This window comes from Silanimonas sp. (assembly GCF_027531545.1).
Classification (GTDB): Bacteria; Pseudomonadota; Gammaproteobacteria; order Xanthomonadales; family Xanthomonadaceae; genus Silanimonas.
The window spans coordinates 126,586-153,060 of record NZ_JAPZSC010000020.1; the positions used below are offsets into that span (position 1 = coordinate 126,586).

The following is a 26,475-nucleotide window of genomic DNA, read 5'->3' on the forward strand; positions in this document are numbered from 1 at the left end:
TGAAGCCTTCGCCTCCCTGCGGAGGCCGACACAACCAACGAAAACGGCCCGCTTGCGCGGGCCGGCTCCGTCGACGTCCGTTGTCGAAAGCACCGGCGCTCCCCCGCCGGCACCGCGCGATCGTCAGATCGCGTAGTACAGCGCGTACTCGAGCGGGTGCGTGGCCGCGCGGAACTTGGTCACTTCCTGCATCTTCAGGTCGATGTAGCCGTCGATGAAGTCGTCGGAGAACACGCCACCGGCCTTGAGGAACTCGCGGTCCTTGTCCAGCGCTTCCAGCGCGATGTCCAGCGAGTGGCAGACCTTCGGGATGTTCTTCTCTTCTTCCGGCGGCAGGTCGTACAGGTCCTTGTCCGAAGCGGCACCCGGATCGATCTGGTTCTTGATGCCGTCGAGGCCGGCCATCATCAGCGCGGCGAAGGTGAGGTAGCCGGACTGCATCGGGTCGGGGAAGCGGATCTCGATGCGGCGCGCCTTCGGGTTCGACACGTACGGGATGCGGCAGCTGGCCGAGCGGTTGCGGGCCGAGTAGGCCAGCATCACCGGGGCTTCGAAGCCCGGCACCAGGCGCTTGTAGCTGTTGGTGGTCGAGTTGGTGAAAGCGTTGATGGCCTTGGCGTGCTTGAAGATGCCGCCGATGTACCACAGCGCGATCTGCGAGAGGCCGCCGTAGCCGTCGCCCGAGAAAAGGTTGTTGCCGCCCTTCGACAGCGACTGGTGCACGTGCATGCCCGAGCCGTTGTCGCCGACGATCGGCTTCGGCATGAAGGTGGCGGTCTTGCCATTGCGATGCGCGACGTTCTTGACGATGTACTTCATCGTCGTCAGCTCGTCGGCCTTCTTCACCAGCGAGTTGAACTTGACGCCGATCTCGCACTGGCCAGCGTTCGCCACCTCGTGGTGGTGCACTTCGACTTCCTGGCCGACGGCGGCGAGCACCTTGCACATCTCGGCGCGCAGGTCATGCAGCGAGTCGGTCGGCGGCACCGGGAAGTAGCCCCCCTTCACGGTCGGGCGGTAGCCGTGGTTGTTGCCGTCCTGCTTCTGGTTGGTCGCCCAGGCGGCCTCGTCCGAGAAGATCTCGTAGCCGACCTTGCCCATGTCGTTGCTGAAGCGGACGCCGTCGAAGATGAAGAACTCGGGCTCCGGGCCGAAGAAGGCCTGGTCGGCGATGCCGCTCGACTTCAGGAAGGCCTCGGCGCGCTTGGCGACGCCGCGCGGGCAGCGCGAGTAGCCCTGCATCGTCGACGGGTCGAGCACGTCGCAGAGCAGGACGATGGTCGGGTCGGCGAAGAACGGGTCGACGAAAGCCGAGGTGGCATCCGGGAGCAGGATCATGTCGCTCTCGTTGATGCCCTTCCAACCCGAGATCGAGCTGCCGTCGAACATCTTGCCTTCCTCGAACAGCGCGGCGTCGACGATGTTCACCGGGAAGGTGACGTGGTGCTGGACGCCACGCATGTCGACGAAACGCAGGTCGACGAATTCAATCGCGTGGTCCTTGATCAGCTTCTGGACGTTCTCGAGGCTCATGGCCGCTCCGATGGGTGGTGGATGCCCCATGGATAGCAAGGCCCATGCCAAGGCGCGCGGGCGGCATCATTCCCAAGAAATCAATGACTTGGCAATCGTCTGGAATGGGGCTTGCACCAACATGGACGATCTAATGCACCACTAGAGGCTTTTTCGTCCGGCGCGCAGGACAGGCAGCAGCCCGAACACGAGCTGCCCGGCGAGGCCGAGCTGCGCCTCGGCCGTGCGATACAGCGCCCAGTGCGCCGCGAGCTCGCGACCGGCGAGCAGGGACACGCCCGCCTCGGCGGCGAGCAGCAGGAGCAGGGCGACGCTCCCGGCCACCACCGCCGAGCCGCACGACAGGGGCCATCGGCGCAGCAGGCGGCCCGCGATGAAGGCGCTGAACCCCAGCATCAGCGGCAGCTCGAGGGCCACGGCGGCGAGCGGCCCTACGGCAGGGGCCAACCACAGCGTGCGGACCACACCGAGGACGAAGCCCGCGACGAACACCGCGCCGAAGTAGGCGGCGGCGAAACGCAGCGGCGCGGTGGGGGCGGCAGGCACGGCATCCATGCCGGCATCGTGCGCGGTCGCCGCGGCTGCGTACACTGCCGCGTCCCCTGCCGCCGCCTCCCGCTTGAACGACCTGCTCATCGCCCTGCTGCTCGGGGTCCTCGAAGGCCTCACCGAGTTCCTGCCGGTGTCGTCCACCGGCCACCTGCTGATCGCGCAGCACTGGCTCGGGCCGGAGTCCGACCTGTTCAACATCGTGATCCAGAGCGGCGCGATCCTCGCGGTGCTGCTGGTGTTCCGCGCGCGCCTCTGGGCACTGGCCACGGGCTGGCGCGAGCGCGCCGCGCAGGACTACGTGCTGAAACTGGGCGTGGCCTTCGCCGTGACGGCCGCGGTGGGCCTGCCGGTGCGCAAGCTGGGCTGGGAGCTGCCGGAAACCGTGTGGCCGGTGGCCATCGCGCTGATCCTCGGCGGCATCGCGATGATCCTGATCGAGCGCGTGGTGGAAGCGCGCGCCGCACGCCGCGCCGTGACGGCGGACGTCAACAACAGCGGCTCGCTGGCGTCCTCGCTGCCGGCGGTGAGCTGGAACATCGCGATCTGGGTGGGGCTGGCGCAGGTGCTGGCCGGCGTCTTCCCGGGCACCTCGCGCTCGGCGGCGGCCATCTTCGCGGCGATGCTCGCCGGCCTGGCCTCACGCCCGGCAGCCGCGGAGTTCGCCTTCCTGCTCGGCATCCCGACGATGTTCGCGGCCAGCGCCTACGCGCTGCTGGAATACGCGCGCAACCCGGCCGCCCCGCGCGAGGACTGGGCGGCTCTGGCGGTGGCCTTCACGGCGGCGGCGCTCACCGGTTTCGTCGTGGTGCGCTGGCTGTTGGCCTACGTGAAGTCGCGGCGCTTCACCGTCTTCGCGGTGTACCGCATCGTGCTCGGCCTGGGCCTGCTGCTGTTCCTTCCCGGGCAGTAAGACGGCGCGGCGCGCGAGGCGCCGCACCCGCCGGGCTTCACTCGGCCGGGTAGCCGAGGCGCACCGCGATCTCGGTGAACGGCGCGAACAAGCCCTGCAGGGGCTCGGCGTAGTTCCGCCAGGTGCCGGCAGGGAAGTCATTCGGCAAGCCGCTCGGGCCACGGCCGAGCAGGAGGGCAGGCGTCGGGTCCGGGGCCGTGGGCAGGTCGAAGATCGCCTGCAGGCGCGCGCTGAAGGCCGCAGGGTCGCTGTCGAGCAGGTCGGCGTCGATGCGCTCGACACGGACCCGCGGGTCGGCTTCGGCCGCCACGAGGTGCTCGAGCGTGCGATGCAGCCATGCCGCCACCACGTCCGGGGCCGGGAAGCCCAGCCCAAGCGAACTCCCCCACGCCAACCAGTTCAACAGCAGGTCGCGTGGGTCGCGAAGCACGACCACCAGCGTCGTGCCATGGAGCATGGCCTGCGTCCAACCGTCCCAGAAGGGCAACGCATCCACGACCTCAGCCGGCACGAGACCCGCACCCTCAAGGGCCGAACGCCAGCGCAGGGCCGTGCCCCCGCGATCATCGGCCGGACCGGCGCGGAACAGATTGAAGCCGTCATCGCGGCGCGGCGCATGCCAGCGATCAAGCAGCAATCGCCCGCCGAGGGCCGGCATCAGCGCCGCCTGCACGCGCTCGATGCGACTGCCCGGAAGACCCCACAACAGCCGACCCTCGCCACCGTCCGCCGCGGGGCGCGCCGACTCGGCAGGCTCCGGATTCGGAAGCGGCAGGCCAAAGGCCGGCCCGTCGGTCCACATTCGCCGCCAGGCCAGCAGGGCTTCGCGATGGCGGCCAGCGCGATGGCAGGCCTGGCCGAGCCAGCCCTGCAGCGCGCGGGCCTGTTCGGGCATCGATGCCGCGGCGATGAGGCCTTGCACTCGAGCCACGGCCGCCTCGGGCGGCAGTGAGAGGGCTTGGCGCGCGAGCAGCAACCGCGCCTCCGTGAGAAGGGGCTCCAGGGCGATACCGCGCTCGGCGTGGTCGATCGCCTCGGCGACGCGCCCCTCCTGTTCCGCGAGGAGCGCGGCGACTTCCTCGGCTTCGCCACTGTCCGGCGCCGCGGCGTGCCAACGCCGGACCATCGCAGCCACGTCGCCGGCCTCCACCAGGCCGAGCAGCAGACGCCATGGCAAGGACCACGCCGGATCGGTCGCCACGCGCGCCTCGAGGTCGGCCACCACGGCCTGGGTGCCACCCAGCCGGCCACGGAGGCGGATGGCGAGTTCGAGCGCCTCGGCGTGTCGCGGCGCGTTGGCCAGCAGGCCGTCGAGCTCGGCCACGGAATCGTCCAGGCGGCCGAGCAGCGCCAGCAGTCGCGCATGGTGCCAGTGCGCCAGCAACGACTCCGGCTGCACGGCGCGCCAGGACAGCGCCTCCGCGAACGAAAGGTCGAGGTGGCCCTGGGCGTCGAAGGCCGCGATGAGGGCAGCGCGGAGGGCCGGAGAGGCGGGGCTCAGGTCGATGGCCCGGCGCAGCGCCTCGGCGGCAAAGGCGTAATGACGACGCTCGAGCAGGCCCAGACCGAGTGCCGCAAGCACCATCGGATCGGACTGGGTGCGCTTGGCCGCCGCGTGCAGCAGCGCCAGCGAGCGATCGGCTTCGCCGTCGCTGCCCGCCATCCAGGCATCGAGCACCAACGCGCGCGGATGCTGGGCATCGACACGCTTGGCGTAGGCGAGGTGCTTCTCGGCGTCCTTGCGGTCACCGCGCGCCCAGGCCATGTGGGCCAGCGCGAGATAGGCGTCGATCTGGTTGGGGTCATGGGCCAGCGCGGCCTGGAAGCCCGCCTCGGCCTTCGCCGTATCGCGCACCTGCAGGTCGACAAAGGCGCGCAGGGTGAGCAGGTCGGACCGGTCAGGGGTGGCGACGAGTGCTCGGTCCAAGGCCGCGGCGGCGGAGGACAGGTCACCGGCGCGCAGCGCGGTCAGGGCATCTTGCAGCATGGGATTCCTCGGAAAGGGCGGCCGGCGTCACGCCCGCGATCAGTGGCCGGCGAGTGTACCGGCTCCGGCCGGGGCCGCCGAACCTAGGGCCGCGCGGAACCGACTGCGGATCCAGCGCTCCGCGAAGCCTTCCAGCCGGGCGTTGAGGATGAAGCCGCAATGCCCGCCGTGCTCGGCGATTTCAAGCTTCGCGGTCGAGGGCAGGCGCAGGTCATGGAAGTCCGCCACCGGGATCACCGGGTCGTCGGCCGCCGTCAGGATCGAGGCCGGCACCTGCAAACCGGCCAGCCGGTCGCCGGCGATGGCGTAGCCGTCGAGGTAGGCCTCGAGGGTGGGAAACTCGGTGTACTGCTCGACGAGGAAACGCGTGAGCCCGCGCATGTCGCGGTCGAGGTCCGCCGTCACGAAGCGGTGGCGGTCCGGGAAGTGCCGGCGCTTGGCTTCAAGCGAGCGCCGCCACTTCATCATGAAGTACCAGTGGTAGAGGGGGAAGCCGGTCTCCAGCGCGCGCAGGCCGGATTCGCCGTGCACCACCGGGCACACGGCCACCGCGTGGGCGAGCTGCAGGCCGGCCGCCGGCGCGGCGCAGGCCACCCGCAGCGCGAAATTGCCGCCCAGCGAGAACCCCGCCACGAACCAGGGCAGCGCCGGAAGCCGCGCCTGCGCGGACTTCGCCGCCTGCACGACCTCGTCGAGCCGGCAGGAGTGGAAGGGCTCCGGATTGAGGTGATGCGTTTCGCCGTGATCGCGGAAGTTGAGCTGCACCACGTCGATGCCGGCCTTGAGCAGGGCATTGGCGGTGTGTCGCACGTAGCTGGACCGGTGGCTGCCTTCCCAGCCGTGCAGCAGCAGGGCGACGCCCCGCGGCGGGCGCGCCGGCAGGGTCAGGTGGAAGGCCTGCAGGGTCGCGTCGCCGGCCGGCAGCAGCCATTCCTCGATGCGCGGCGCCAGCGCGCGCAGCAGGCGTTCGCCGGCAAGGCGACGCGGCGGCGCGGCGGAAAGCAGCGACTGCACGTGGCCGTTACGCAGCCAGACGGGGGGGCGGTAATCGGAAGCGGTCAGCACGGGGTGGCGACGGTGGGGCGTCGCGGAAGCCTAATGCAGTGCGACCTTGGCCGCGCTCTAACGCGCCAAAGCCGCGGCGATGCGCTCGCGGCAGGCGTCGGCCATGCGCCGGCGGCCGTCTTCGCTCGGCGACACCGGCTCGAGGAAATGCACCTCGGCCACCCGCGAGGGCTCGCCGAGCAGGCGCACGAAGTTGCCCATGAAGGTCTCGTTCGGGGCAAAGGCGACGATGGTCTGGGCGTCGCCACCGGCGCCATAGCGCAGGGCCACGGGCTGGGCCGGCACGTTGGCCAGCACGGCGGGCTGGAAGATGCGGGCGTGGAAGACGCCGAGGCCTTCGCCCGACGTGGTCCGCCCTTCGGGAAACACCGCCACCGGGCGGCCCTCCTCCAGGCGCAGCACCATCTGGTGCATCACGCCGTGCAGCGAATCCTGGCTGCCGCGATGGTGGTAGATCGTGCCGCCGAGGCTGGCCAGCCAACCGACCAGCGGCCACTTCTCGACCTCGGCCTTGGAGACGAAGCCGGCCCAGAGCTGGCTGTGGAACAGCTCGATGTCGATCCAGCTCACGTGGTTGGCCACGAACAGCACGGCGCCCGGCAGCGGCGTGCCGAAGCGCTTCACCGTGAAGCCGAACACCCGCATCAGGCCCGCCGACCAGCGGCGGATCATCCGCCCGTGCAGGCACTCGCCGTTCCAGGCCCAGCGGCGGCTGCCCGGGAAGACCAGCACGGCCACCAACAGGGGCAGGAACACGCCGAGGTGCACCGCGAGGAACGGCAGGCGCCACAGGGTGCGGAGGGCGCGCATCGCTCAGGCCTTGCGAACGGCGAGGGTCAGGCGGCTGGCGCAGACGAGCCGGCCCTGCTCGTCCTCGATGCGGATGTCCCAGACCTGCGTGCTGCGGCCCACGTGCAGCGGGCGGGCGGTGCCCACGACCCAGCCTTCCGTCATCGCCCGCACGTGGTTGCAGTTGAGTTCCAGGCCCACCGCCTGGCCGGCGCCCTCCTCCATGCAGAGGTTGGCGGCGATGCTGGCGAGGGTCTCGGCCAGCAGGGCCGAACTGCCGCCGTGCAACAGGCCGTAGGGCTGCTTGGTGCGAGCGTCGACGGGCATCCGGCCGCGCAGGAAGTCGGGGCCAAGCTCCGTGAGTTCGATGCCGAGATGGCCGACCGCGCAGCCCTCACGCTGCGCGTTCAGCACGTCGATCGGCGGGCGGCGCCGGAAGGGGCCGCCCGATGACGCCTGCACCGCCAAGGGGTCAGCGCACGTAGGTGCTGGGGCGCCAGACGTTCTTCAGGTAGCTGCGACGACCGTAGCCCGAGCTGCTGCCGTAGCCCTGGCCTTCCTCGCGCTCGCGGCGGCGGTGCATGCGGTTCTGCAGCTCCTCGCGGCGGCCTTCCAGCCAGTCAGCGCGGCCGACGGTGGCCGGCTGCACGCCGCGGCGCTCGGCCTCGCCCTGGCGGTATTCGCAGAAATCGTCGTAGGCCTCGAACTCGTGGCCGAGCTCGCGGACGCACAGCTCGATGGCGATGGCGTCATCGAGGAAGCCCAGCACCGGCACGTGGTCCGGGATGATGTCCTTTGGGTCGGCGAAGTAGGCCAGCGCACCGATGACGCGCTTGGCGTCCGATTCCGGAAGCGCCCAGCCCTCGTCCTTGACCATCGCCACGAGGGTGTCGAGCTGGTCGAGGCGGTCGGCGATGAAGTCGGGCAGCTGGCTGGCCTGGGCAGTCGCGAGCAGGCCGGTGGCGGCAGCCATCACGTCGGCAGCCGACTTGTGTTCGGCGGCGACGCGCGCGGCCTCGATGGCCTTGGTGAAGTGCTCGAGGTCGCGGTCGGAGAGTTGGATCGTCAGGGTCAGGGACATGGCTGGCGCTGGGTGTGAGGGATCGCCGGGAGCCTAGGCGGGGGGCGTGGCGGCGTCAATCACAAGATCGGCGTCAGGCCCGCACCAAAGCCCGTGATGATGCGGGTGTAGATGCGCTTGCTGCCCACCTCGACCTCCGGGAAATCCCCCACGTCCTCCCAGCATTCGAAGAAGCGCGGGTCGCCCCACGGCAGGGGCTCGCAGCCCGGCCTCAACGCGTAGCTGCGGGCATAGGGGAAGGGCCAGATCCACAGGTCGAAGATCGGCAGCGCCTCGGAGAGCTTGCCCAGGCTGTAGCTGATGCCGGACAGCAGCGGCGGCTTGGCGCGCGGGGCGATCAGCCAGGCGTTCTCCGGGGCCATGTCGCGCTCGATGGCGTCGGAGAGCGCGTCGGCGAAGGCGGCGCCCTCGACGACCACGAGGCTCTCGGTGTTCCAGTGGTCGGAGCGCGGGTCGAAGTTGTGCGTGCCGACGATGGCGATGCGGCGGTCGATGACGATCGACTTCGCGTGCAGACCCACCCGCACCCCGGCGCGGCGCAGGGGCACCGGCCCGTTGCCGCTGCCGCGGGTGGCCGAGCCGAACAGCGGGAAATCGGCCGCCGCCTGCGCGCCCAGCGCACCCGTCGACGCCGGGTCGATCGGCGTGTCGGTCGGATAGGGCTTGTACTCGTGGATGCGGAAGCCGAGCTCGCGCAGGTAGGCGCGCTTGTACTTGTGGCTCATGGCGTAGACGGGGAAGGCATCCGTCGCCGCGAGCGAGTTGGTGGAGACGCGCACCGTCGGCCGGTCGTCGCGCTCCTGCAGGTCGTGGAACAGCTCGCGCGCCGGCCGCGACATCACCAGGTAGGGCGTCTGCAACAACACATCCTCGCGGGCGCCGGCGATGATGGCGCGCATCGCTTCACTGGCGTCGCGCCACGCCGCCGCGCCGCCAGCGTGCTTCTCGGGCAGGTCGGCAATGAAACGCACCGGCCCCACCTCGAACGTCGCCTCGCGCAGGCCCGCTCGCAGCGCCGCATCGTCCGCCGCGGCCTGGCGCATGGTGCCCAGCCGGCCCTCGTCGAGCCGATCGCGGAAATCGAGGCGGCCGGGCGGCGCTCCGCCGTCACGACGCCAGCGCTCCGCCACGTCGACGAGCCCCTCCGCGGGCACGCTGCGTTCGGCGTCCCAGAACAGGTCGAACTCGTCGCGCATGGCGCGGGCCGCCGGCCCAGCCACGACGAGGTCGCGATCGCGGTAGTTGTAGACCGGGTCCCAGTCGAAATAGCGATCCTGCACGTTGCGGCCGCCGGTGATGGCCACGGCGTCGTCGACCACCAGGGTCTTGCCGTGCATCCGCTGGTTGAAGCGGCGGAAGCAGCAGACGATGCCGGCGGCAAACTGCAGCGGCTGGGTGCGCGCCTCGTCGAAGGTCGGGTTGTACAACCGCAGCTCGAAGTTCCGGTGGTGGCTGGCCAGTGCCGCCTGCAGGTTCGGCTCCGAGAGGCCATACAGCTGGTCGAGCAGCACGCGCACGCGCACGCCGCGCTCGGCGGCGTCGAGCAGGGCGTCGAGCACCAGTTGGCCGCTGTCGTCGAGTTCGAAGATGAAGCTCTTGAGCTCGATGCGCTGCTGGGCCGAGCGGATCAAGGCCAGGCGCACGGCGAGGGCGTCGGGGCCGCGCTCCAGCAACACCAGCTCGTGCTGCGGCGCCTCGGGCGTGGACGCCGCGAGCTTCGCCACGCCGGCCTCGCGGAAGCCGGAGGGCGTGGCGCAGCGCTCGGGCAGCGCGCAATCGACGACGGTGCTGCGCGCCGCGACCATCTCCGCCGCGATCGCCGCCCGCTCGGGCGCGGGCAGGCTCTGGCAGGCCGCCATCAACACGGCCGCGAGGGCCACGGCCAGCGTGCGGCAGCGGCGCGCGAACCCGCCCGCCGGGCACGGCCCTGCGCCGCTCACGGCGAGGCCTCGAGGCGGATGGCGAAGTCGAAGCGCACGGGGTCCTTCACGGTGAAGCGGTAGGCCTGCATGCCGAAATCGCGCCGGCTCACCTCACCGCTGACGCGGATCGCGCAAGCCTGTCCGGGGGTGTCGCATTCGGCGGGACGGAGCGCGAATTCTACGGGCCGCTCGCGGCCGCGAAGCCTGAGGCGGCCGCGGATCGATCCGCCCTCGTTCAGCCACGCCACGGGGAAAGCCGCGGAATCGAAGGCCACGTCGGGGTGGGATCCCGCATCGAGAAAGGCCGGCGAGCGCGTGAGCTTCGCCATCCATTCCGGGCCGGAGTATTCGACGGTGTCGGCGCGGAGCCGGACTCGCACTTCGCACTGCCCGTCCGGCCGGGGCACAAGCTCGCCTTCCATGCCAACAAAGCGGCCCTCGGCCTTGATCGGCAAGCGAACATCGACGACGAAGCGGGCTTCGCTGGCAGCGTCGTCGATGCGACCCCGGCAGGCGGGCGCGGCCTCGCCGGTGTCGGCTGCGGGCGGCGGCGCCGTGGCGAGCGCCACGCCCCCCGCGAGAGCGAACAGCAGTCCGCCTACGGCCACCAGAACTGGGTGAGCGTGCCGATGCCCGGTTCGAGCGCGGCGCCGGCCGGCAGGCTGAGGCGCGCAATGCCGGCGGTGGGCATGCCCCGCGCCTCGCCGCTGATGCCGCTATGCAGCAAAGCCACGACCTGCTCGAAACCGGGGTTGTGGCCCACCATCAGCACGTGGTCGATGTCAGCGTGCTCGTCGAGCACGGCCATGAGCGTGCCGGGCGCGGCATCGTAGATGCGCGGCTCGTAGCGCACTTCGGTGTAGCCCAAGGCTTCGAGGACGCGTTCCAGCGTCTCGCGGGTGCGGCGCGCCGGCGAACAGAGCACGCGCGTCGGCTTCGCGTTGTGGGACTTCAACCACTGGGCCGCGGCTTCAGCCTCGGCCTGGCCGCGCAGCGAAAGCGGGCGGTCGGCGTCGGACTGGCCCGGCTGTGCGGGCTCGGCGTGGGCGTGGCGAAGGAGGATCAGGTCGCGCATGGGGTTCCTTGGGTCAGGTGTGCTTCTTGATCCAGCGGTAGATGGCCGCGAAATCGTCCTGGTGGCCGCGCATCTGCTCGGAGCGGTAATCGTCGACGCAGCGGCCGAGCGCCGCGAGCAGCACGTAGGCCTGCGAATCGCGCAGCTGCGCCACCAGGGGGTAGGGCCAGGACTGCAGTTGCTCGACAGCCTGCTGGCTCACCGAGGTCCAGGCCTTGACGCGGTTCGCCACCAGCCCGACGGGCAGCTTGCCCTTCTTGATGCGCGGCACCTGGGCCAGCGTATTCAGGAAGGGCACGGTGGCTTCGATGTCGATGGCCGAGGGCAGCACCGGGACGAGCACGACATCGGCGATCTCGAGGAAGGGCTCGAGGTCGTCGGCCATGGCACCGGCGGGGGCATCGATGATGACGCGCTCGGCATCTTCGGGCAGCTGCTTGCGGAAGGCGCGGGAATGGCCGTTCACCGGCAGCACCGCGGTGTCGAGGTCGGCGCGCTTCTCGCACCAGCGGGTGGAGGAGGCCTGCGGGTCGGCGTCCACCAGCACGGTGGCCTTGCCGCTGACGGCGAAATGCCCAGCGAGCTGGGTGGAGAGCGTGGTCTTGCCGGCACCACCCTTGGAGCTGGCCACGAGGATCGTCTGCATGAGCGCGCCTACCTGTCGAGCCTGCGGGGGACTGTAGCAAGGCGGCGCGGCCCGTACACTCCTGCGCTGTCTTCCCGTGCCCTGCCCCCGGATGCCCACCCACGACCTCAAGGACCTGGCCGCCCTGGTGCGCGCCGGCACGCCGCTCATCCTGATCGAGACGCCGGAAGAGCCGCGCGCGGTGGAGCTGTTCCGCGGCCTGTTGGCCGAACTGTTCCGGCCGCTGTACCGCTGGACGATCACGACCGGCCTCGTGCGCCTCGACATGGACCTGGAACAGGAAGAGCGCGGCGGCTCGGACGCCAGCAGCGCCCTGCGCGCGATGGCCGGCCACACCCAACGCGGCCTGTACCTGCTGCTCGATTTCCACCCCTACCTCGGCTACGCCAGCCACCAGCGCCAGCTGCGCGAACTGATGCAGGCCGAGAACGGCGTGCAGCACACGATCGTGATGGTGGGGGGGAAGATCGAGCTGCCGCCCGAATTGGAGTCGCGCGCCGTACGCTTCTCGCTGCGCCTGCCGGACGAGAAGGCGCTGCGCAAGATGGTGCGCGATGAGCTTCTGGCCTATGCCCGCGAGCACGGCGGCAAGCGCGTCGTGGTCGACCCCGGCGCCGAGGTGGCACTGGTGCGAAACATCAAGGGGCTATCGATGGTCGACGCCCAGCGCATCGTCCGCCAGCTGATCTTCGACGACGGCGTGCTGGATGCCAGCGACCTACCGCGGCTCGGCAAGCTCAAGTTCGAACTGCTGAACAAGGGCGGCACCCTGCAATACGAGCCCGACACCACGAAGTTCAGCGACGTCGCGGGATTGCGCAAGCTCAAACGCTGGGTCGAGCAGCGTGGCGCCGGTCTGCGCGGCGAACCGCTGCCGCCGGGGCTGGATTCACCGCGCGGCATCCTGCTGCTCGGCGTGCAGGGCTGCGGCAAGAGCCTGGCCGCGAAGGCCGTGGCTGGCGGCTTCGGCGTGCCGTTGCTGCGCCTCGACTTCGGCGCGCTCTACAACAAGTACCACGGCGAGACCGAACGCAACTTGCGCGAGTCCTTGGCTTCCGCCGAACAGCTGTCGCCCTGCGTGGTGTGGATCGATGAGATCGAGAAAGGCCTCGCGTCATCCACCAGCGACGATGGCGTCAGCAAGCGCGTGCTCGGCACCTTCCTCACTTGGATGGCCGAGCACAAGAGCGGCGTGTTCCTCGTGGCCACCGCGAACGCCATCGACCAACTGCCGCCGGAACTGCTGCGCAAAGGCCGTTTCGACGAAATCTTCTTCGTCGATCTGCCGAAACCCGACGTGCGCGAGGCGGTGCTGGGTTTGCACTTGAAGCGGCGCAAGGTGGACGTGAACGGCTGGGACTTCGCGCCTTTGATTGAAGCCAGCGAAGGTTTCTCAGGCGCGGAGATCGAGCAGGCTGTGGTCAGCGCGCTGTATGCCGCGCATGGCGCCGGCGAGCCGATGGACGCCAAACACGTGTTGCAGGAGATGCAGCTCACGAAACCCTTGAGCGTGCTGATGGCCGAGCAGGTGAATGCGCTGCGCGAATGGGCGAGTACGAGGACCGTGGCGGCGGATTGAGAAGCCAGCACTCTCGACTATAGTCAGGACCACCCACCCACTTACCACCACACCGCCGTTGGGGCATCGCGCTGATGAGTGACTTCGAATACGTCTTCACCTTCTACAGCGTCTTGCTGGGCCTCGCTGCAGCCAATGTCGCAACGGGCTTCGCGGACATGTGGCGCGACCGTCGCGCGGTTGAGGTTGGTTTTTGCACCCCGATGCTGGCGGCGATTGTGTTGATCGCCACGATGAATCTCTGGCTGCGCTTCTGGAGCAATTGGTCCGGCGTAGACGTAGGACCATGGCAGCTCATCACTTTGGTCGCCTTCGCGCTTCCCATGGTGTTTCTCAGTCGCGCCATGTTTCCGCCTGCAGGCGGTGAAATGTCGCTAGAGACGCACTTTTTCGATCATCGCCAGGTCTTGCTTTTGGCACTCGCCGCCACCCCGGGCTTCTCGATCCTCTGGTACGTGGTGAACGGAAATCTCACCACGGATTGGACTTCGATCTGGCTGATGCTGCGGTTCCTGTTGCCTTTGGCTCTCATCCCATTCAGCGGACGAAACGTCAATCGCGCAGGCTTGGTTGTGATCTGTGCTTGGGTTCTCCTGGGGCTCTTCCGGTGAGCGCGTTCGAGTTTTACTTCGGATTCTTCGGACTCGTTCTCGGCATTGCCGTGGCCAATGTTGGCATCGGGTTCGGGAAGCTATGGCGTGTGCAGCAGACCACAAAAGTCGGCGTCTGCTTGCCCTTGCTTGGAGTCTGGTTACTGAGTCATGCCGTGTTGAACTGGTTGTTTGCTTGGAACGCGCTGCAGAACGTTCCCATCGACGCCACCGCCTTCATCATTGGGCTGTTCGTGGCGCTGCCCTACGTCGTGGTCAGCACGGTCATGTTCCCAGACGATGCGGATCGTCACGCATCGCTTGACGAGTTCTACATGGCCCACTCTCACGTGGTGATGATCGCCATGATGGTGCCGACGACCGCGGGCACCATCGCGCATCTGGGCTACGGCGGGAGCTACACCCCGGAACAGATCGTTGAACGTTTCGTGGTGATCTATCTGATTCCCGTGGTGCTGATCTTCTGGAAGAACCTCTGGGCTCATCGGATCGGCTTGGCGTTGCTTTCCGCGCTCGTGATCTGGTGGATGTACTGAGAAGGCACCTTTGGAGCAGTAACGTGCGTCAGCGCCGACGGGTGGCGTGCGCAATGTCTTCAGCGACGATAGGACCGGAGCTCGCCACTCACCGGATCCACGAAGCCCAGGCTCTTCGCCACCAGCTGCAACGGCGCCTCGAAGTCCCCCGCTTCCCGAAACCGCACCTCGGGATACAACGGGTCATTCCGGATCGGCGCACCCAACGCGGCCATGTGCACCCGCAGCTGGTGCTTCTTCCCGGTGATCGGCTGTAGCGCATAGCGCCACCACGTGTCTCCGCGCTCGATCACGTCGATGCGCGTCTCGCTGTTTGGTTCGCCCTCCACCTCGCGCATTCGGAAGAAGGGCTCGCCGGGCACCATGCGGCTGCGACGGACCAAGGGAAACTCCAGGTGCGGCAGGGCCGGCGCGATTGCCTCGTAGTACTTCTCGATGCGTCGCTCGGGAAACAGGGCTTGGTAGGTCGCTCGCGTCTGCGGGTTCGTTGAAAAGAGCACCAGCCCGGCCGTCTCGCGGTCGATTCGGTGCAGGGCCACCAGATCGGTGTTGCCGGTACGGCGGATCAAGCGCGCAAGCAGGGTTTCGTGCACGTGCGCGCCGCTGGGAATCACCGGCAGGAAGTGCGGCTTATCGGCAACGAGGAGATGCTCGTCGAGGTGCAGCACGGTTTCTTCGAACGGGATGTGCGGCTCGTCCGCCACTTCGCGGTAGTAGTACACGTCTAACCCAACGCGATACGGCGTGTCGGGCATCAGCACGTGGCCGTCGTCACCGAGCACTCGGCGGCGGGCGAAACGATCCATCCACACCGCGCGCGAAACTGCGGGGAAGTGCGCGCTCAGGCCATCGATCAGCGTCGCCCACGGCCCCGGCGGCAACTGGAGCGTGCTGGCCGGCAGGCCATCGATGGCGGGCGGGCAGTGGCGTGGGCTCACGGCACCGCCCCGTGGCGCGCTCAGTAGCCCGCCGCCTGCCCGTCCTTGCGGCTCTCGCTGGCGCCCACCCAGCCGCCGTGCGGGTTCTTCGCGATGGCCTGGTAGCCGCCGTAGGGGCCGTCGGCGAACTCGATGTGGTGGCCGAGGCGCATCAGGCCGCGAATGGTCGCGTAGTCGAAACCGGTTTCGAGCTGGACGACGCCGCCATCATTCATCGGCGTCACCGCGCCCACGGGCTCATCGCTACCGTCATGGTGCAGGCGCGGCGCGTCGCCGGCTTCCTGCAGGTTCATGCCGAAATCGACGAGGTTCATCACGATCTGCACGTGGCCCTGCGGCTGCATGGCGCCGCCCATCAGGCCAAAGCTCACCCAGGGCTGGCCGTCCTTGGTGATGAAGGCGGGGATGATGGTGTGGAAGGGCCGCTTGCCCGGGGCGTACTCGTTCGGGTGGCCAGCTTTCAGCGAGAACTGCTCACCACGGTTCTGGAAGATGAAGCCGAGGCCCGGCGGCGTCATGCCGCTGCCCATGCCTCGGTAGTTGCTCTGGATCAACGACACCATCATGCCGCTGCTGTCGGCGGTGGTGAGGTAGATGGTGTCGCCTTCGTCCAGCGAGGGCGGCGTGCCCGGCGCCACCACGGTCTGCGCGCGGTTCGGATTGATGCGCGCTCGTTGTGTGTCGGCGTACGCGTCGGAGATCAGGCCGGCCACCGGCGCCGGATGGAAGCTCGGGTCGGCGTAGTAGCGCGCGCGATCGGCGAAGGCGAGCTTCTTGGCTTCCGTCAGCAGGTGCAGATGCTCGGTGCTGCCGAACGCGATCTTGCTGAAGTCGTAGCCTTCGAGGATCTGCAGCATCTGCAGCGCGGCGATGCCCTGCCCGTTCGGCGGCAGTTCCCACACATCCACGCCGCGGTAGTTGACGCTCGCCGGCTCGACCCATTCGCCCTTGTGGGCGGCGAAGTCGGCGGCGGCGAGGAAGCCGCCGTTTTCCTTGAAGTAGGCCTCGACGACCTTCGGCAGCTCGCCTTCGTAGAAGCCGGCGCGCCCGTTCGTGGCGATGCGCTCCAGCGTGCGGGCGAGGTTCTCGTTGGTCCAGCGCTCGCCGGTGCGCGGCGCGCGCCCGTCGAGGGTGAACTGCTCGGTGAAGCCCGGGAACTGCGACAGGCGCGGCACGGAACGATCCCAGTAGTAGGCGATGGTCTCGTGCACCGGATGGCCGTTGCGTGCGTAGTCGATGGTGGGCTGCAGAAGATCGGCCATCGGCAGCTTGCCGAAGCGCCCGTGCAGCGCGAACCAGCCGTCCACGGTACCGGGCACCGTCACCGGCAAGGCGCCGTGCGACGGGATCAGCGCCATCTTCTGTTCGTCGAACCATTCGCGGGTGAGGCCCAGCGGCGAACGGCCCGAGCCGTTGTAGCCGTGCAGCTTCCCGGTCTTCGGGTCCCAGACGATGGCGAAGAGATCACCGCCGATGCCGTTGCCGGTGGGTTCCATCAGGCCGATCGCGGCGTTCGCGGCGATGGCGGCATCGACGGCCGTGCCGCCCTTGCGCATCACCTCGAGCGCGACCTGCGTGGCCAGCGGGTGCGAGGTGGCGGCCATGGCCTGGTTCGAAAACACTTCGGAGCGCGTGGCGAAGTCGCGGCCGGTAATGCGGTCGGCGGCGGCCGCGTCGGGCGCAGCGAGGGCGGACGAGGCCAGCAGCAGGCCGAGGGCGACGGGGCGAAGGGCGGATCGGGACACGGTGGGCTCCGGTGGAACGCGGGAGTCCGACTTTACGGCGCGAGCAAGCTCGTGCGGCGGACTTCCCGACAGGGCGCGAGGAGGTCTTCACCCGGCATTCGCGCCGCCGTCTCCACCCGCATCAGCCCGAGGACGGTGCTGAACAGCACGTCGTGGGTGCGCGGATCGGCGTCCTGCTCCCGAAGGCAGGCGAGTTCGATGCTGTCGGCCTCGCGCAAGGCCGGCGAGAGCCACAGCCACATCGGCACCTTCAGCTGCTCTTCGGGCGCAATCATCCGCGGCACGCCATGGAGGTAGAGGCCGGACTCCCCAAGCGATTCACCATGGTCGGAGAGGTAAATCAGCGCCGTATCGCGCGCGGCAGATTGGCCCTCCAGCCACGCGACCGCATCGGCGACGACCGTGTCGGTGTAAAGGATGGCGTTGTCGTAGGCGTTGACGATGGTGTCGCGCTCGCAGTCGCCGAGTTCATCGACCTCGCAGACCGGCGTGAAACGCTTGAAGGCCTCGGGATAACGCGCGTAGCAGGACGGCCCGTGGTTGCCCAGCATTTGCAGCACCACCACCGCATCGCCGGGCATGCGCGCGACCGCGGCATCGAGCTCGTGCAGCAGCACGCTGTCGAAGCACCGGTTGCCCTCGCAGTGGCCGGGCACGTTCGCTTCGAGGAAGCTCTCGAACGGCAGGCCCTCGCAGATTCCTTTGCAGCCGGTCTGGTTGTCGCGCCAGAGCGTTGAGACACCGAGGTGGGCGAGCAGATGCAGCAGCGACTCACTGCCGCGGATGGATTCGCGGTCGTAGTCGTGCAATCCCTGGCTGGAGAACATGCACGGCAGGGACACCTCGGTATTGGTGCCGCAGGCCTCGACGTCGGGGTAGTTCACGCCGTCGAGCGCAGCCAGCCGCGGCGTCGTTTGCCGGGCGTAGCCGTTGAGGCCCCAGTGGGCCGCATTCACCGTCTCCCCGACGACGATGACGACCAACCGCGGCCGCGCCCCCGCAGGGCGCTCGATGCGGGCATCGGTCGCGATGATCTGGCGCGGCGCATCCGCTCCGCGCCGCTCGCGCAGGGCTTTGCCGAGGGCGACCATCCAGTTGCCCGGAGCGATCAAGTGACGCATCGACTTCTCGTTGCGCATCAAGGACGAGAGTGACTGGTAGTTCAGTCCGATCGCCCCTAGGGCGACGACGAAGGCGATGGCGATGCCGACGGCGTGCATCGCGATCCCCTTCCCCGCGCTGCGCGACGGCGCACGCGTCCACCACACCAGCACGGAGGGCAACAGTCCGTGGAGCATCAAGGCCAGCAAGAAATCGGGCGTGATGAGCTCGCGGGCTTCCTTCGGTTCGGTGACCAGCACGTTCGCGACCATGTCACGGTCGATATAGACGTGGTAGCGGTCCATGTAGAACGCCGCCGCCGCGGTGATGAAGAACACGACGGGCAGCACCACGTTCCGCGTCCAGCGGTTCACCACGAGAAGCAGCAGGCCGGCATGCAGCGCAGTGATGGCCACGAACATGCCGAGCCCCAGCGCCCACGCGCCGGCGGAGTGGCCGGGCTCGCTCGCGCGGAACGCCGCCCAGAACGAGGCGTTCGACGCGAGACTGAAGTACAGCGCAGCCAGCAGGGCCAAGGTGCCGCTGCCCACCGTCGGCCGGCGGAAGTCAACGAATGTGCGGACGGACAAGGTGATTCAACGATGGCGATGCAAGGGCGCGCAGTGTGCTCCGTTGTTCGCGCGCTTTCGCAAACCTTCCGTTAGTCGATGCTTAATCGCAATGCGAACGCTTCTTCTGCTGCGAATTCGTATCGCGCCGAGCGAGGGGACTCATCCATTCGGCAAAGTCGCCGAAGCGCGATGGCCAGCGCGGCGCCGCGCCTTCAGCACGAAATGAATCGCGCGAGTTCGGTGGACCGCTCGGAGTCGTACATTAGCCCAACGACCGGGGGCTGCCGCGGTGGCGGCCCCGTCGACCGTTCCGCCCATCCACCCCGATCGCGAGCACTGCCGCCATGAATGCCATGAACCGCCCGAACCTTCCGCTGGTCGTCGTCGCGATCACCCTCGCACTGGCCGGCTGCGGCCCTTCGAACGAGTCCGCCCCAGCCAGCACACCCACGGCCACGCCCGATGACGCGCCCGCAGAGAGCGTCGCACCGGAGCCGGCATCGGCATTCGTATGGCCCGCCAGCCTCGTGGTGGTCGGCGACGGCTTCCCGCAATCGGGAGACGCCTGCCGGCGTATCGGCGAAAGCGCCGCCACCGTCAATTGGCTCGATGACAGCGCGAGCCTCGTCGGTTGCCCGGCGGTCGAGGCGGCAGCGGCGCTCGGCGGCACGGCCGTCGGGGAGGTCGACGGCGTGTTCCTCGTCTCCGTGCCGAACAGCCCGGCCGCTGCCGGCGATGGCGACGGCCAAGGCGACGCCCTTGTCGAAGGCACGCCCTACCACGCCACGGCGCAAGTCCGCTGCGAGGGCTACAAGGGCGCCGCGCCGGGTTTCTGCGATGCCGGCGTGGTGCGGGGCCTTGAGACCGGCCCCTACGTCGAGGTGAGCCTGGCCGACGGCCGCCAGCGCACGATCTTCTTCAACCCCGACGGCAGCTTCCTGACCTTCTCCACGGCGGAAGCAGACGGCACCGCCGCGATGGCGACGGAATCGCGCCGCGAAGGCGACACCACGATCGCCATCCTCGGCACCGAGCGTTACGAGATCCCTGACGCCTTTGTTCTCGGGGACTGACGCCCATGCGCGTTGCCTTGGTCACGAACGCTGACGCCTTCGGCGGGCGGGAGCGTCGCGCGAGGCAGCGCCTTGATCAGGAACCGGGGCCCTCGACCGCCCGCTCGCGCTCGATGACGTCGCTGCCGAAGCTCAAGCGCTTCGCGATCGGGCTGCCCGGGTCGATGACCCGCCAGAACGGCGGCACCGCGTCACGCGCGGCGCCGGCGCACAGGTCTTCCCACGCCGACTCGGCGATCACCCGCAGGTAGATCGCCGTCGTCACGGGGCAAGTCGCGTCGGCGCGATGACGTCGCGCCAGTTCGTTTCGCAGGCGCACGAGGTTGCGCGTCTCCCCGGACGGAATCGCCATCAGGTAGCGCGCGAGGATCTCTGGGCTGGCGATGAGCAGGCGGCTGCCGGCGCGGATGCCGGCGAAGTCCGCTTCGGTGGTCACCACGTGGGCCGGCTTCGCCTTGGCGATGCGCGCCTTCCACGACACGGGTTTGCTCTTCTTGCGCTCAGCCATTCGTCGTCGCCTTGCGGGATAGTTCCGCCTCGAGGTCTTCGAACCACGCCGCGAGGAACGCGTCGGGGTCGAAGAACACGCGGGCCATCAGCCGCGACCAAGGATGCCGCAGGGTGATCCGCTCTTCCACGCGCAGGCGCAGACCCTCGGGCGTCGGTGTCCATGCCGCCGTCCACGTGCCTTGAAGGCCGCGGTCATCCTCGAACACCAACCGATAGCGGTCGTCGCTCCGTTCGGTCCAGCGGAACCGCAGCACCCGGCCTCGCGCGTCGGTCTCCGTCCACTCATCCCCTGACACCTCGACGTGGGCGATGTCCCGACGCCAACGCGGCTGGTTCTCGACGGCGTCCAACACCTGGCGCAGCGTGGCCACATCGGTGGCAAACACCCGTTCGGCGGCATGGTGGGTGGTGTCTGGCAGGGCCCGCGCCACGAACCACAGCAGGACGGGCACGAGGACGAGCAGGGACAGCAGCAAGGTGGTGCGCATCGGCAGCATCGGAGCGGGGCAGGAAGGGGGCTGCGATACGCTCGCACGGCGCGGTCTGCGGCCCAATAATCGGCGGAATTCCCGAGGAGCATCAGGGACATACCGCGATCGCGTCGGCCTCGAGCACGCTGGCGAACGCCGCCGTGTAGGCCGCGGGTTGCCACGCCGGCCACACCACCGAAGCAATCATCCCCGCGGCGAGCACGAGAGCGGCAGCGGAAAAGGTCGAGGTGATGGCGGCAGGACGATGGTGGGCTACGCGCAGGATCGCGCCCGGCCCTGCGGCGCGCTTCCACGAACATCCTGCGTGCCACGGCCCCCGGAACCCTCCCATGGCGAGCCGAAACAAAGTTCCAAATTGTCGGGCCGCTAGGACGGGGCTAAAGGCGTTCGGAGCGGTCCCGTCTAGGGGGCAATAGTTCCAAATGGACCCCCGTGACATGGCCAACTGTCGGGCGTTAGCGAAAAGAAAGTTCCAAACGCCGCGCCGTAGGCGAAAAATGCCGACTAAACGTCGGGATAGACCTCCAGAACGAGCCCACCGGGCGGTCCGCGTGAAATGCGGGCGCTGCCCCGCCTAGGTCCTAGCCTCTCTGAGTTGAACGCCGCAGTGCCCGATGGCGAGTCGCAGCCCTTGCGATGACGTCACGAGAACCTGCGCGTGCATGCTGGCCCTGCCCTAGATCAAGCCGGCGCCAGTGGACATCATGCGGCGCGCATAGAGGAATCATCGGACCATGAAAAAGCGCACAGACAAGTCGATTCTTGACGCGGGTCTTTACCTTAGCCACATGAACTACTACGCCACCGGCGAAGGTGTCAGGTCCTGTCTTGCGATAGGAGGCACCAAGGAGCGCTCGGAGACACTACTCAAAGAAAAGCTACCCGATTACTTTCATGCCTTGATTGTCACGGGACTAGCAGAAGCGAACGCAAGCCAAGACATACTGGCGATGATCGAGTGGTTGCCAGCGAAGGTCCGAGATGCTCTCGCCGAGATGCCACCTGGGACGGCGGAGTACTACTCGGAGTTCCACTACAACCTCGCGTGAGCGCACACCACATAGAGCGGGCGCCATTACGCTAGGTCCGAAATCGGACAAGATGGTCGGTCGCGTTGGCGCGACTGAAGATGCCGAGCTACACAGAGTCGGGGGGACGTCGCTGAGTAGCAAGTCTCTTTAAGGGCCGCTCGCTCAGTCGAATGGCCGGTGCGGGTCGGCTTGAGCCACCCAGCCGACGAACCAGCAGTCGCTCCCGCCGGCCTATGCCTCTCGATGGGATCAGGTGCTCAAAGCCAGCGGATAGTGCTGGACATCTGATCTCAGCATCAGAGCCAAAGTGCTTAGGCCGATCGGAGCGTCTCCAGGCGGCGCATCACTTCCTTTTTGCCGAGCTTCCTGAGCTCAACAAGAAAAGCGATAGCCTTGCCCTTGGGCTGAGAGCGTTGAGCTTCCCAGTGCGAGACGGCTCCGCTACTGACGCCGCAGAGCTGCGCCACATCCGCCTGCGAAAGGCCAAGCCGGACCCGCAGTGAGATGATCCCCTTAGCCGTGATCCGCTCTCGGGTGGCTGCACCTTTGGCGGCGGGCTGTTCCTTAGCCCCTCGCCCTGTCGAGCGCTTCAGACTGGCGACCTCGCGCTTCAGCGCTTGGACCTCCTGCTTGAGGTCGGAGAGCAGCTTTTTGTTGCCACGCGTGGCCTTGATCGATCCGTCGAAGAGTGCTTTTGCTTCCTTACGAGCCAGTCGGCGGATTTCAGCCCTGAGTGCTTCGTAAGCGGACATCTTGCTGCCTTTCTTTGGTTGAAGCTCGAGGATGCCTGCTCGCGGGCCAACCTGCACTCACTCCTTCTCTCGGGGAACTAAAACGAAACCTCCCCAATCCGTCGCACGACGTCCAAAAGCGCTCATTCAACGTGCGAGCTAAACGGCCGGATTAATCGCGAAGCGATTGATTGGTCCGCTTGAGCGAGTTGTTATGCCTCAAAGCGGAAGATCCGATATGGGGACGACTCGACACTCTATGGCCGCCGAACTCTCGGCCGAGTCTCTCGACGGATAGGGAACAAGCACAACGAGCATGAGATCAACTGGCACCCCTCTCGCCCGAGACGAAATGCTCCGAAGCCAGTCTTGTGGCGCAACGGATAGCCGCTTCTCTGCGGCACGACTTATCTGATAACGCCCGCAAAATGAGCACGAGAAGCTCTTTCGATTCCCCTGATCTGCAAAGGCAAAAACGGCCGGATTGGCACAAAGAACGCAGTTTTGCTCTTGATTTGCGCTCATTTTTGGCTCAGCCCCTACGAACGCAGTTGTCTAGATCGCTCCTCGCGTCCTCATGTAAGCGAGCATACTCCGCCAGCGGAGCATCCTGAGGGATGGCCGCGGTCACTCTCTGATAAGCATCCCAACAGCGAGCGTTGTGCTCGTCCTTGTAGTTGACGCCAACTGCGGAATCCTGAACAGGCTGATGGGTCGGAGCGTTTTGAATGTGGAAACTTGAGCCCTGCTGGATGATCGACAGCTTGTTCGTGACAGCAATTTTCTCCAACGCATAGTCCCAAGGCACACTCACAGCGCACGCCGCTACGTTGCCACGCACGCCTTCGTCTGCGGTGAATTGCATACCAGACTCTTGTGCGATAAGGCTCAACAATGTGCGCAGAGGCACAGAATCAAACTGAAAAGAAACCGTCGTCCCGGAGTAGCCACTCATGTCATGCCCAAGCGGCGCGACGATGCAGTTGCTCGGCGCACTTGGCTGGCCTGCAATTGGATTGACGAACACCTCTGGCTTATTCGGCGAAACCGCCACTTGGGGCTCGACGACCCCGCTCGTTGGCTCTGCAACGGAGAGGTTCGAGTCAACCTTATGGGCGTCGATCGGCCGATCGGAACGCGATGAAATGACCGGAATGACAATGCCGGCGACTATTCCGATCGCGCAAATTCCAAGCAACATCCAGCCGATGATTCGAGTCTCGGATTGCTTTTGCTCAGCCCCACTAATGCGCGCCTTGACTCTTCCAAGCCATACGTAAAGTGCGCTGCACACAACCAAAACCAGCGCCTTGAGAAGAGCAACTGCCCACATGCCCCCCGTGACCTCACGAATGTTCGGAAGCCAACTCGTGATCACCGGCAGAAGACCAAGGATCTGCCAGGCAGCGACCAGACCTACCAGTACGCGAAGGATTCGAATCATCGTCAGCATGCCGTGAACTCCCTTTTGCGGCCTAAGGTTTGAGCTAAGCGGCCACATCAATCGCGAAGCGATTAACTGGTCCGCTTGAGCGAATAGTCAGCTCTGAACTCCTCATTGAAGCCCTTCAATGAAGCGCTGGATCTGCTTGACGAACACTTGCGTATCCAGAAAGTAGTTCGGGTACGCCTTTCGCAGAGACTCTACGGGACCGGCAGAAACCAAGACTGCCTCTACTGGCTCACCTGACTTGGTTCTCGCCTCAATTGCGGCATAAGCAATGTTTGCCTCCTCAAGCTTTGCCACCGCGAAGGGCCTGATAGAAACAGTTCGCTTTAGAGAATCTAGCGTGATCAAGTGATAGCCACCTTGACCGCGCTCAGTTGTAATCCGATCTGTCGCAATTGCGAAGCCTCTCAGCTTCTCAAGTACACGCAAGCGTTGCTCTGATGCATGAAGGCGCTCGTAGATCTGCTGCGTAGTACAGCTCTCAAAGCCTGGAACCGGAGTTGTTTTCTCCAGATCAGCAAGTGCCGCACTAGCAACCGCAAAGAACTCGCGCCACTGCTCCTCGCCTTGACCTGACTTAAGTGCTTGCCCGAGAAAAGTACCCATCGTCTCTACGGCTGTAGCCCACGCGTGCTGCAACCGAGTGCGAATCTGGAGCTCAAGGGAGAGTCCGTCGTACTCAACCGCCCTCGGGTTGGAGTACTTGTAGATCAAGTGGATTCCGCGGTACCCATCGGCCTTTGGGTCAGCCAAGTAGTCTTTTGACGAGACCAGTTCATGCAGGAAACTTGACTGCATGTAAGAGCTCTCGAGTTTTCGTACCCGAGCCACGGTTGAAACGACCGCCCGTAGCCCGCCGATATCTTGCATTCGCGCGAGCTTCATCCCCTCAAAGCGCCTCAGCTTCAAGACGATAGAAGGAGTACGCTTTAGGCGCTGCGCGACAATGGCCTTCTCGTCAATGCTCTTGAGCTTGGAACGCAATGTGGCTTGAAAGGTATTGATCGGATAGCCATGCGCTGCTCTGTAGTTGGTCAATACTTGGTCTGCGAAGACTCGATCGCTCAACGACGCATCATCCGAGATCAGGATGTCTCCCGCTCGGTTGATCTGCTTTTTTGAGTACTCAGGCTTCGCAAAGGACACGGAATCTCCCAAAAGAGCTAACTACTTGTGTTACCCGGATGTGGGGGCTATCAAAAGCCTGCACCGCTGCCGGGCGATGGGTCAATCTCCGAGATGTTTCGCCAGAACAACGGAATGGCCGGCCTGAGCGGACTCCCAAGCCTTGGGCGCATGCGCCACGGACGTCGGAACATGCGGAGGAAGAAACAGCACTAAAGAGTAGGGAGGCGTTACGGGGATGCCGAACGCGCCGGCTCAGGCCGACAGAGGCTGCCAATAGTCCTGGCGTGATCACCGCATGCTGCCGACTACTGCCTGCTGTTCTGGGGGTTTACCGCCCTTGCACCACGATTTCACACGGCGAGTTGGTCGGTCCATTGCAGGCGACCACCTGTGGATGGGTATGGAAATGGACGGGCGATACGCCTGAGACAAGGCGCCGTCTTTTTGCCGGATGTAGAACCGCTAGGGGAATGACCGCTATGGGTCGTCTGGAGCCACCCAGCCATCGGGCTGAGTTCGGCCAAAAGCGGACAGTCGAAGCCAGCGGCTTGCTTGCCGGTAGTATCGGTTCAATATGGTCGTCCCGCCCCGGAGGCGGCCATGCAAGCTCAGCGATCTACACCGTCCCAAGACCCGTGGAACAAGGGAAAGCTAACAGGCCAGAAGGCGCCACTCAGGTTGAACGAGATCTACGCGATCAGGGTCAGGCTCCAGCTTTCGCGACGCACCCGTGATCTGGCGCTGTTCAACCTGGCAATCGACTCGAAGCTGCGTGCGTGCGACCTGTTGAACCTAAGGGTCATGGACGTGATGCATGGCTCGCAGCTAGCCAGCCGCGCCATCGTGATGCAGAAGAAGACGAAGCGTCCCGTGCAGTTCGAAATCACCGAGCAGACAAGAAAGTCTCTTGCCGACTGGATTGAGCAGGCCGCGCTGCGGAACGGTGAATTCCTCTTCCCAAGCCGAATTCGAAGTTCGCCACACCTAACCACCCGGCAGTACGCCCGGATCGTTCATCAGTGGGTTCGCGAAATTGGCCTCGACGATTCGTCCTACGGGACACACACCATGAGACGAACGAAGGCGGCCCTCATCTATCGGCGAACCCGAAATCTTCGTGCCGTCCAACTGCTTCTTGGGCACACAAAGATCGAGAGTACCGTTCGGTACTTGGGCGTCGAGCTTGATGATGCCCTTGAGATTGCGGAGCAGACCGAGGTTTAGCCAAGGAAGGGCCTCGGTCATCGTCCCGGCTGAAGCGCGATCACCGCCATCCCTGCCAAGGCAAGGCTCACGCCCGCCACATCCCAAAGGGACGGCCTGATGCCGTCCACCATCCACAGCCAGGCAATGGCGAGGCCGATGTAGACGCCACCGTAGGCCGCGTAGACGCGCCCCGACGCCGCTTCATGGAAGGTC

At 66.6% G+C, this 26,475-nt stretch carries 26 protein-coding genes and 1 pseudogene; 7 read left to right on the forward strand and 20 right to left on the reverse strand.

Annotated features, from left to right (window positions below):
• Nucleotides 1-123: 123 nt before the first annotated feature.
• Together glnA and O9280_RS13325 are read right to left on the reverse strand one after the other, a co-directional pair.
• Nucleotides 124-1,533 carry a type I glutamate--ammonia ligase gene (gene glnA / locus O9280_RS13320; RefSeq protein WP_298343655.1) on the reverse strand — a complete coding sequence of 470 codons (1,410 nt, stop codon included), beginning with the start codon at nt 1,531-1,533 and terminating at the stop codon, nt 124-126.
• Nucleotides 1,534-1,674: 141 nt separating this feature from the next.
• Nucleotides 1,675-2,088, reverse strand: a complete 414-nt coding sequence (locus O9280_RS13325) for a hypothetical protein (RefSeq protein WP_298343658.1) — start codon at nt 2,086-2,088, stop codon at nt 1,675-1,677.
• A 64-nt stretch (nt 2,089-2,152) separates the two neighbouring features.
• Here O9280_RS13325 and O9280_RS13330 point away from each other — a divergent pair, with 64 nt between their 5' ends.
• On the forward strand, nt 2,153-2,995 hold the full coding sequence (locus O9280_RS13330; protein ID WP_298343661.1) for an undecaprenyl-diphosphate phosphatase: 843 nt from the start codon (nt 2,153-2,155) through the stop codon (nt 2,993-2,995).
• A 37-nt stretch (nt 2,996-3,032) separates the two neighbouring features.
• On the opposite strand, the gene O9280_RS13335 is transcribed toward O9280_RS13330, so the two are convergent.
• Genes O9280_RS13335 through O9280_RS13375 form a run of 9 tightly spaced genes read right to left on the reverse strand, consistent with a single transcriptional unit; the run spans nt 3,033 to nt 11,560 of the window.
• Nucleotides 3,033-4,982 (reverse strand): tetratricopeptide repeat protein, encoded by a 1,950-nt coding sequence (locus O9280_RS13335; protein ID WP_298343663.1) that lies wholly within the window; start codon nt 4,980-4,982, stop codon nt 3,033-3,035.
• Nucleotides 4,983-5,021: 39 nt separating this feature from the next.
• On the reverse strand, nt 5,022-6,044 hold the full coding sequence (locus tag O9280_RS13340) for an alpha/beta fold hydrolase (protein WP_298343732.1): 1,023 nt from the start codon (nt 6,042-6,044) through the stop codon (nt 5,022-5,024).
• A 60-nt stretch (nt 6,045-6,104) separates the two neighbouring features.
• On the reverse strand, nt 6,105-6,857 hold the full coding sequence (locus O9280_RS13345; protein WP_298343665.1) for a lysophospholipid acyltransferase family protein: 753 nt from the start codon (nt 6,855-6,857) through the stop codon (nt 6,105-6,107).
• 3 nt (nt 6,858-6,860) lie between these two features.
• Nucleotides 6,861-7,256: a hotdog fold thioesterase gene (locus O9280_RS13350; RefSeq protein WP_297865329.1), complete on the reverse strand. Its 396-nt coding sequence runs from the start codon at nt 7,254-7,256 to the stop codon at nt 6,861-6,863.
• Between the two features lie 52 nt (nt 7,257-7,308).
• Nucleotides 7,309-7,917, reverse strand: coding sequence for a YkvA family protein (locus O9280_RS13355; protein ID WP_298343668.1), 609 nt, complete (start codon nt 7,915-7,917; stop codon nt 7,309-7,311).
• Nucleotides 7,918-7,976: 59 nt separating this feature from the next.
• Nucleotides 7,977-9,797 (reverse strand): phospholipase D family protein, encoded by a 1,821-nt coding sequence (locus O9280_RS13360; protein ID WP_298343671.1) that lies wholly within the window; start codon nt 9,795-9,797, stop codon nt 7,977-7,979.
• Between the two features lie 56 nt (nt 9,798-9,853).
• On the reverse strand, nt 9,854-10,447 hold the full coding sequence (locus O9280_RS13365; RefSeq protein WP_298343674.1) for a YceI family protein: 594 nt from the start codon (nt 10,445-10,447) through the stop codon (nt 9,854-9,856).
• The gene (locus O9280_RS13370; protein ID WP_298343678.1) at nt 10,438-10,914 is read right to left on the reverse strand and encodes a histidine phosphatase family protein; all 477 of its coding nucleotides are present in this window, start codon (nt 10,912-10,914) and stop codon (nt 10,438-10,440) included. The genes O9280_RS13365 and O9280_RS13370 overlap by 10 nt, the downstream gene beginning before the upstream one ends.
• 13 nt (nt 10,915-10,927) lie before the next feature.
• Nucleotides 10,928-11,560 (reverse strand): ParA family protein, encoded by a 633-nt coding sequence (locus O9280_RS13375; RefSeq protein ID WP_298343681.1) that lies wholly within the window; start codon nt 11,558-11,560, stop codon nt 10,928-10,930.
• Between the two features lie 91 nt (nt 11,561-11,651).
• On the opposite strand from O9280_RS13375, the gene O9280_RS13380 reads away from it, so the two are divergent.
• The 3 genes from O9280_RS13380 (at nt 11,652) to O9280_RS13390 (ending at nt 14,286) form a co-directional block, all read left to right on the forward strand.
• Nucleotides 11,652-13,139, forward strand: a complete 1,488-nt coding sequence (locus O9280_RS13380; RefSeq protein WP_298343684.1) for an AAA family ATPase — start codon at nt 11,652-11,654, stop codon at nt 13,137-13,139.
• Between the two features lie 74 nt (nt 13,140-13,213).
• A complete protein-coding gene (locus O9280_RS13385; protein WP_298343686.1) occupies nt 13,214-13,750 on the forward strand; it encodes a hypothetical protein in 537 nt (178 codons plus the stop codon).
• A complete protein-coding gene (locus O9280_RS13390) occupies nt 13,747-14,286 on the forward strand; it encodes a hypothetical protein (RefSeq protein WP_298343689.1) in 540 nt (179 codons plus the stop codon). Before O9280_RS13385 ends, O9280_RS13390 begins: the two co-directional genes overlap by 4 nt.
• A gap of 59 nt (nt 14,287-14,345) precedes the next feature.
• Here O9280_RS13390 and O9280_RS13395 read toward each other — a convergent pair whose 3' ends face one another.
• The 3 genes from O9280_RS13395 to O9280_RS13405 are packed head-to-tail and all read right to left on the reverse strand — an operon-like array spanning nt 14,346 to nt 18,660.
• Entirely contained in the window at nt 14,346-15,224 is an 879-nt protein-coding gene (locus O9280_RS13395; protein WP_298343692.1) for a pseudouridine synthase, read from the reverse strand.
• A 20-nt stretch (nt 15,225-15,244) separates the two neighbouring features.
• The gene (gene ggt, locus O9280_RS13400; protein WP_298343695.1) at nt 15,245-16,969 is read right to left on the reverse strand and encodes a gamma-glutamyltransferase; all 1,725 of its coding nucleotides are present in this window, start codon (nt 16,967-16,969) and stop codon (nt 15,245-15,247) included.
• 32 nt (nt 16,970-17,001) lie between these two features.
• A complete protein-coding gene (locus O9280_RS13405; protein WP_298343698.1) occupies nt 17,002-18,660 on the reverse strand; it encodes a phosphoethanolamine--lipid A transferase in 1,659 nt (552 codons plus the stop codon).
• A gap of 335 nt (nt 18,661-18,995) precedes the next feature.
• On the opposite strand from O9280_RS13405, the gene O9280_RS13410 reads away from it, so the two are divergent.
• Nucleotides 18,996-19,715 (forward strand): hypothetical protein, encoded by a 720-nt coding sequence (locus tag O9280_RS13410; protein ID WP_298343701.1) that lies wholly within the window; start codon nt 18,996-18,998, stop codon nt 19,713-19,715.
• Nucleotides 19,716-19,791: 76 nt separating this feature from the next.
• Here O9280_RS13410 and O9280_RS13415 read toward each other — a convergent pair whose 3' ends face one another.
• Both O9280_RS13415 and O9280_RS13420 read right to left on the reverse strand, forming a co-directional pair.
• Nucleotides 19,792-20,223, reverse strand: a complete 432-nt coding sequence (locus tag O9280_RS13415; RefSeq protein WP_298343704.1) for a hypothetical protein — start codon at nt 20,221-20,223, stop codon at nt 19,792-19,794.
• Nucleotides 20,216-20,713 (reverse strand): hypothetical protein, encoded by a 498-nt coding sequence (locus tag O9280_RS13420; protein ID WP_298343707.1) that lies wholly within the window; start codon nt 20,711-20,713, stop codon nt 20,216-20,218. Before O9280_RS13420 ends, O9280_RS13415 begins: the two co-directional genes overlap by 8 nt.
• A gap of 737 nt (nt 20,714-21,450) precedes the next feature.
• Between O9280_RS13420 and O9280_RS13425 the strand changes: the two genes are divergently transcribed.
• Nucleotides 21,451-21,765 carry a hypothetical protein gene (locus O9280_RS13425; protein WP_298343710.1) on the forward strand — a complete coding sequence of 105 codons (315 nt, stop codon included), beginning with the start codon at nt 21,451-21,453 and terminating at the stop codon, nt 21,763-21,765.
• Nucleotides 21,766-22,058: 293 nt separating this feature from the next.
• On the opposite strand, the gene O9280_RS13430 is transcribed toward O9280_RS13425, so the two are convergent.
• The 3 genes from O9280_RS13430 to O9280_RS13440 form a co-directional block, all read right to left on the reverse strand.
• Nucleotides 22,059-22,499, reverse strand: coding sequence for a helix-turn-helix domain-containing protein (locus O9280_RS13430; RefSeq protein ID WP_298343713.1), 441 nt, complete (start codon nt 22,497-22,499; stop codon nt 22,059-22,061).
• A 511-nt stretch (nt 22,500-23,010) separates the two neighbouring features.
• Nucleotides 23,011-23,931 carry a hypothetical protein gene (locus O9280_RS13435; RefSeq protein WP_298343716.1) on the reverse strand — a complete coding sequence of 307 codons (921 nt, stop codon included), beginning with the start codon at nt 23,929-23,931 and terminating at the stop codon, nt 23,011-23,013.
• Nucleotides 23,932-24,033: 102 nt separating this feature from the next.
• The gene (locus O9280_RS13440) at nt 24,034-25,074 is read right to left on the reverse strand and encodes a RelA/SpoT domain-containing protein (protein WP_298343719.1); all 1,041 of its coding nucleotides are present in this window, start codon (nt 25,072-25,074) and stop codon (nt 24,034-24,036) included.
• Between the two features lie 582 nt (nt 25,075-25,656).
• Between O9280_RS13440 and O9280_RS13445 the strand changes: the two genes are divergently transcribed.
• Nucleotides 25,657-26,280: a tyrosine-type recombinase/integrase gene (locus tag O9280_RS13445; RefSeq protein WP_298343722.1), complete on the forward strand. Its 624-nt coding sequence runs from the start codon at nt 25,657-25,659 to the stop codon at nt 26,278-26,280.
• A gap of 17 nt (nt 26,281-26,297) precedes the next feature.
• Here O9280_RS13445 and O9280_RS13450 read toward each other — a convergent pair.
• A pseudogene (locus O9280_RS13450) lies at nt 26,298-26,475 on the reverse strand (hypothetical protein); the annotation flags it as partial.

Coding starts and splice junctions, on each gene's coding strand:
- O9280_RS13445 (WP_298343722.1), top strand. CDS start 25,657: ATGCAAGCTCAGCGATCTACACCGTCCCAAGACCCGTGGAACAAGGGA.
- O9280_RS13335 (WP_298343663.1), bottom strand. CDS start 4,982: ATGCTGCAAGATGCCCTGACCGCGCTGCGCGCCGGTGACCTGTCCTCC.
- O9280_RS13425 (WP_298343710.1), top strand. CDS start 21,451: ATGAAAAAGCGCACAGACAAGTCGATTCTTGACGCGGGTCTTTACCTT.
- O9280_RS13345 (WP_298343665.1), bottom strand. CDS start 6,857: ATGCGCGCCCTCCGCACCCTGTGGCGCCTGCCGTTCCTCGCGGTGCAC.
- O9280_RS13410 (WP_298343701.1), top strand. CDS start 18,996: ATGAACCGCCCGAACCTTCCGCTGGTCGTCGTCGCGATCACCCTCGCA.
- O9280_RS13420 (WP_298343707.1), bottom strand. CDS start 20,713: ATGCGCACCACCTTGCTGCTGTCCCTGCTCGTCCTCGTGCCCGTCCTG.
- O9280_RS13325 (WP_298343658.1), bottom strand. CDS start 2,088: ATGGATGCCGTGCCTGCCGCCCCCACCGCGCCGCTGCGTTTCGCCGCC.
- O9280_RS13375 (WP_298343681.1), bottom strand. CDS start 11,560: ATGCAGACGATCCTCGTGGCCAGCTCCAAGGGTGGTGCCGGCAAGACC.
- O9280_RS13430 (WP_298343713.1), bottom strand. CDS start 22,499: ATGTCCGCTTACGAAGCACTCAGGGCTGAAATCCGCCGACTGGCTCGT.
- O9280_RS13385 (WP_298343686.1), top strand. CDS start 13,214: ATGAGTGACTTCGAATACGTCTTCACCTTCTACAGCGTCTTGCTGGGC.
- O9280_RS13370 (WP_298343678.1), bottom strand. CDS start 10,914: ATGCGCGACCTGATCCTCCTTCGCCACGCCCACGCCGAGCCCGCACAG.
- glnA (WP_298343655.1), bottom strand. CDS start 1,533: ATGAGCCTCGAGAACGTCCAGAAGCTGATCAAGGACCACGCGATTGAA.
- O9280_RS13380 (WP_298343684.1), top strand. CDS start 11,652: ATGCCCACCCACGACCTCAAGGACCTGGCCGCCCTGGTGCGCGCCGGC.
- O9280_RS13415 (WP_298343704.1), bottom strand. CDS start 20,223: ATGGCTGAGCGCAAGAAGAGCAAACCCGTGTCGTGGAAGGCGCGCATC.
- O9280_RS13435 (WP_298343716.1), bottom strand. CDS start 23,931: ATGCTGACGATGATTCGAATCCTTCGCGTACTGGTAGGTCTGGTCGCT.
- O9280_RS13355 (WP_298343668.1), bottom strand. CDS start 7,917: ATGTCCCTGACCCTGACGATCCAACTCTCCGACCGCGACCTCGAGCAC.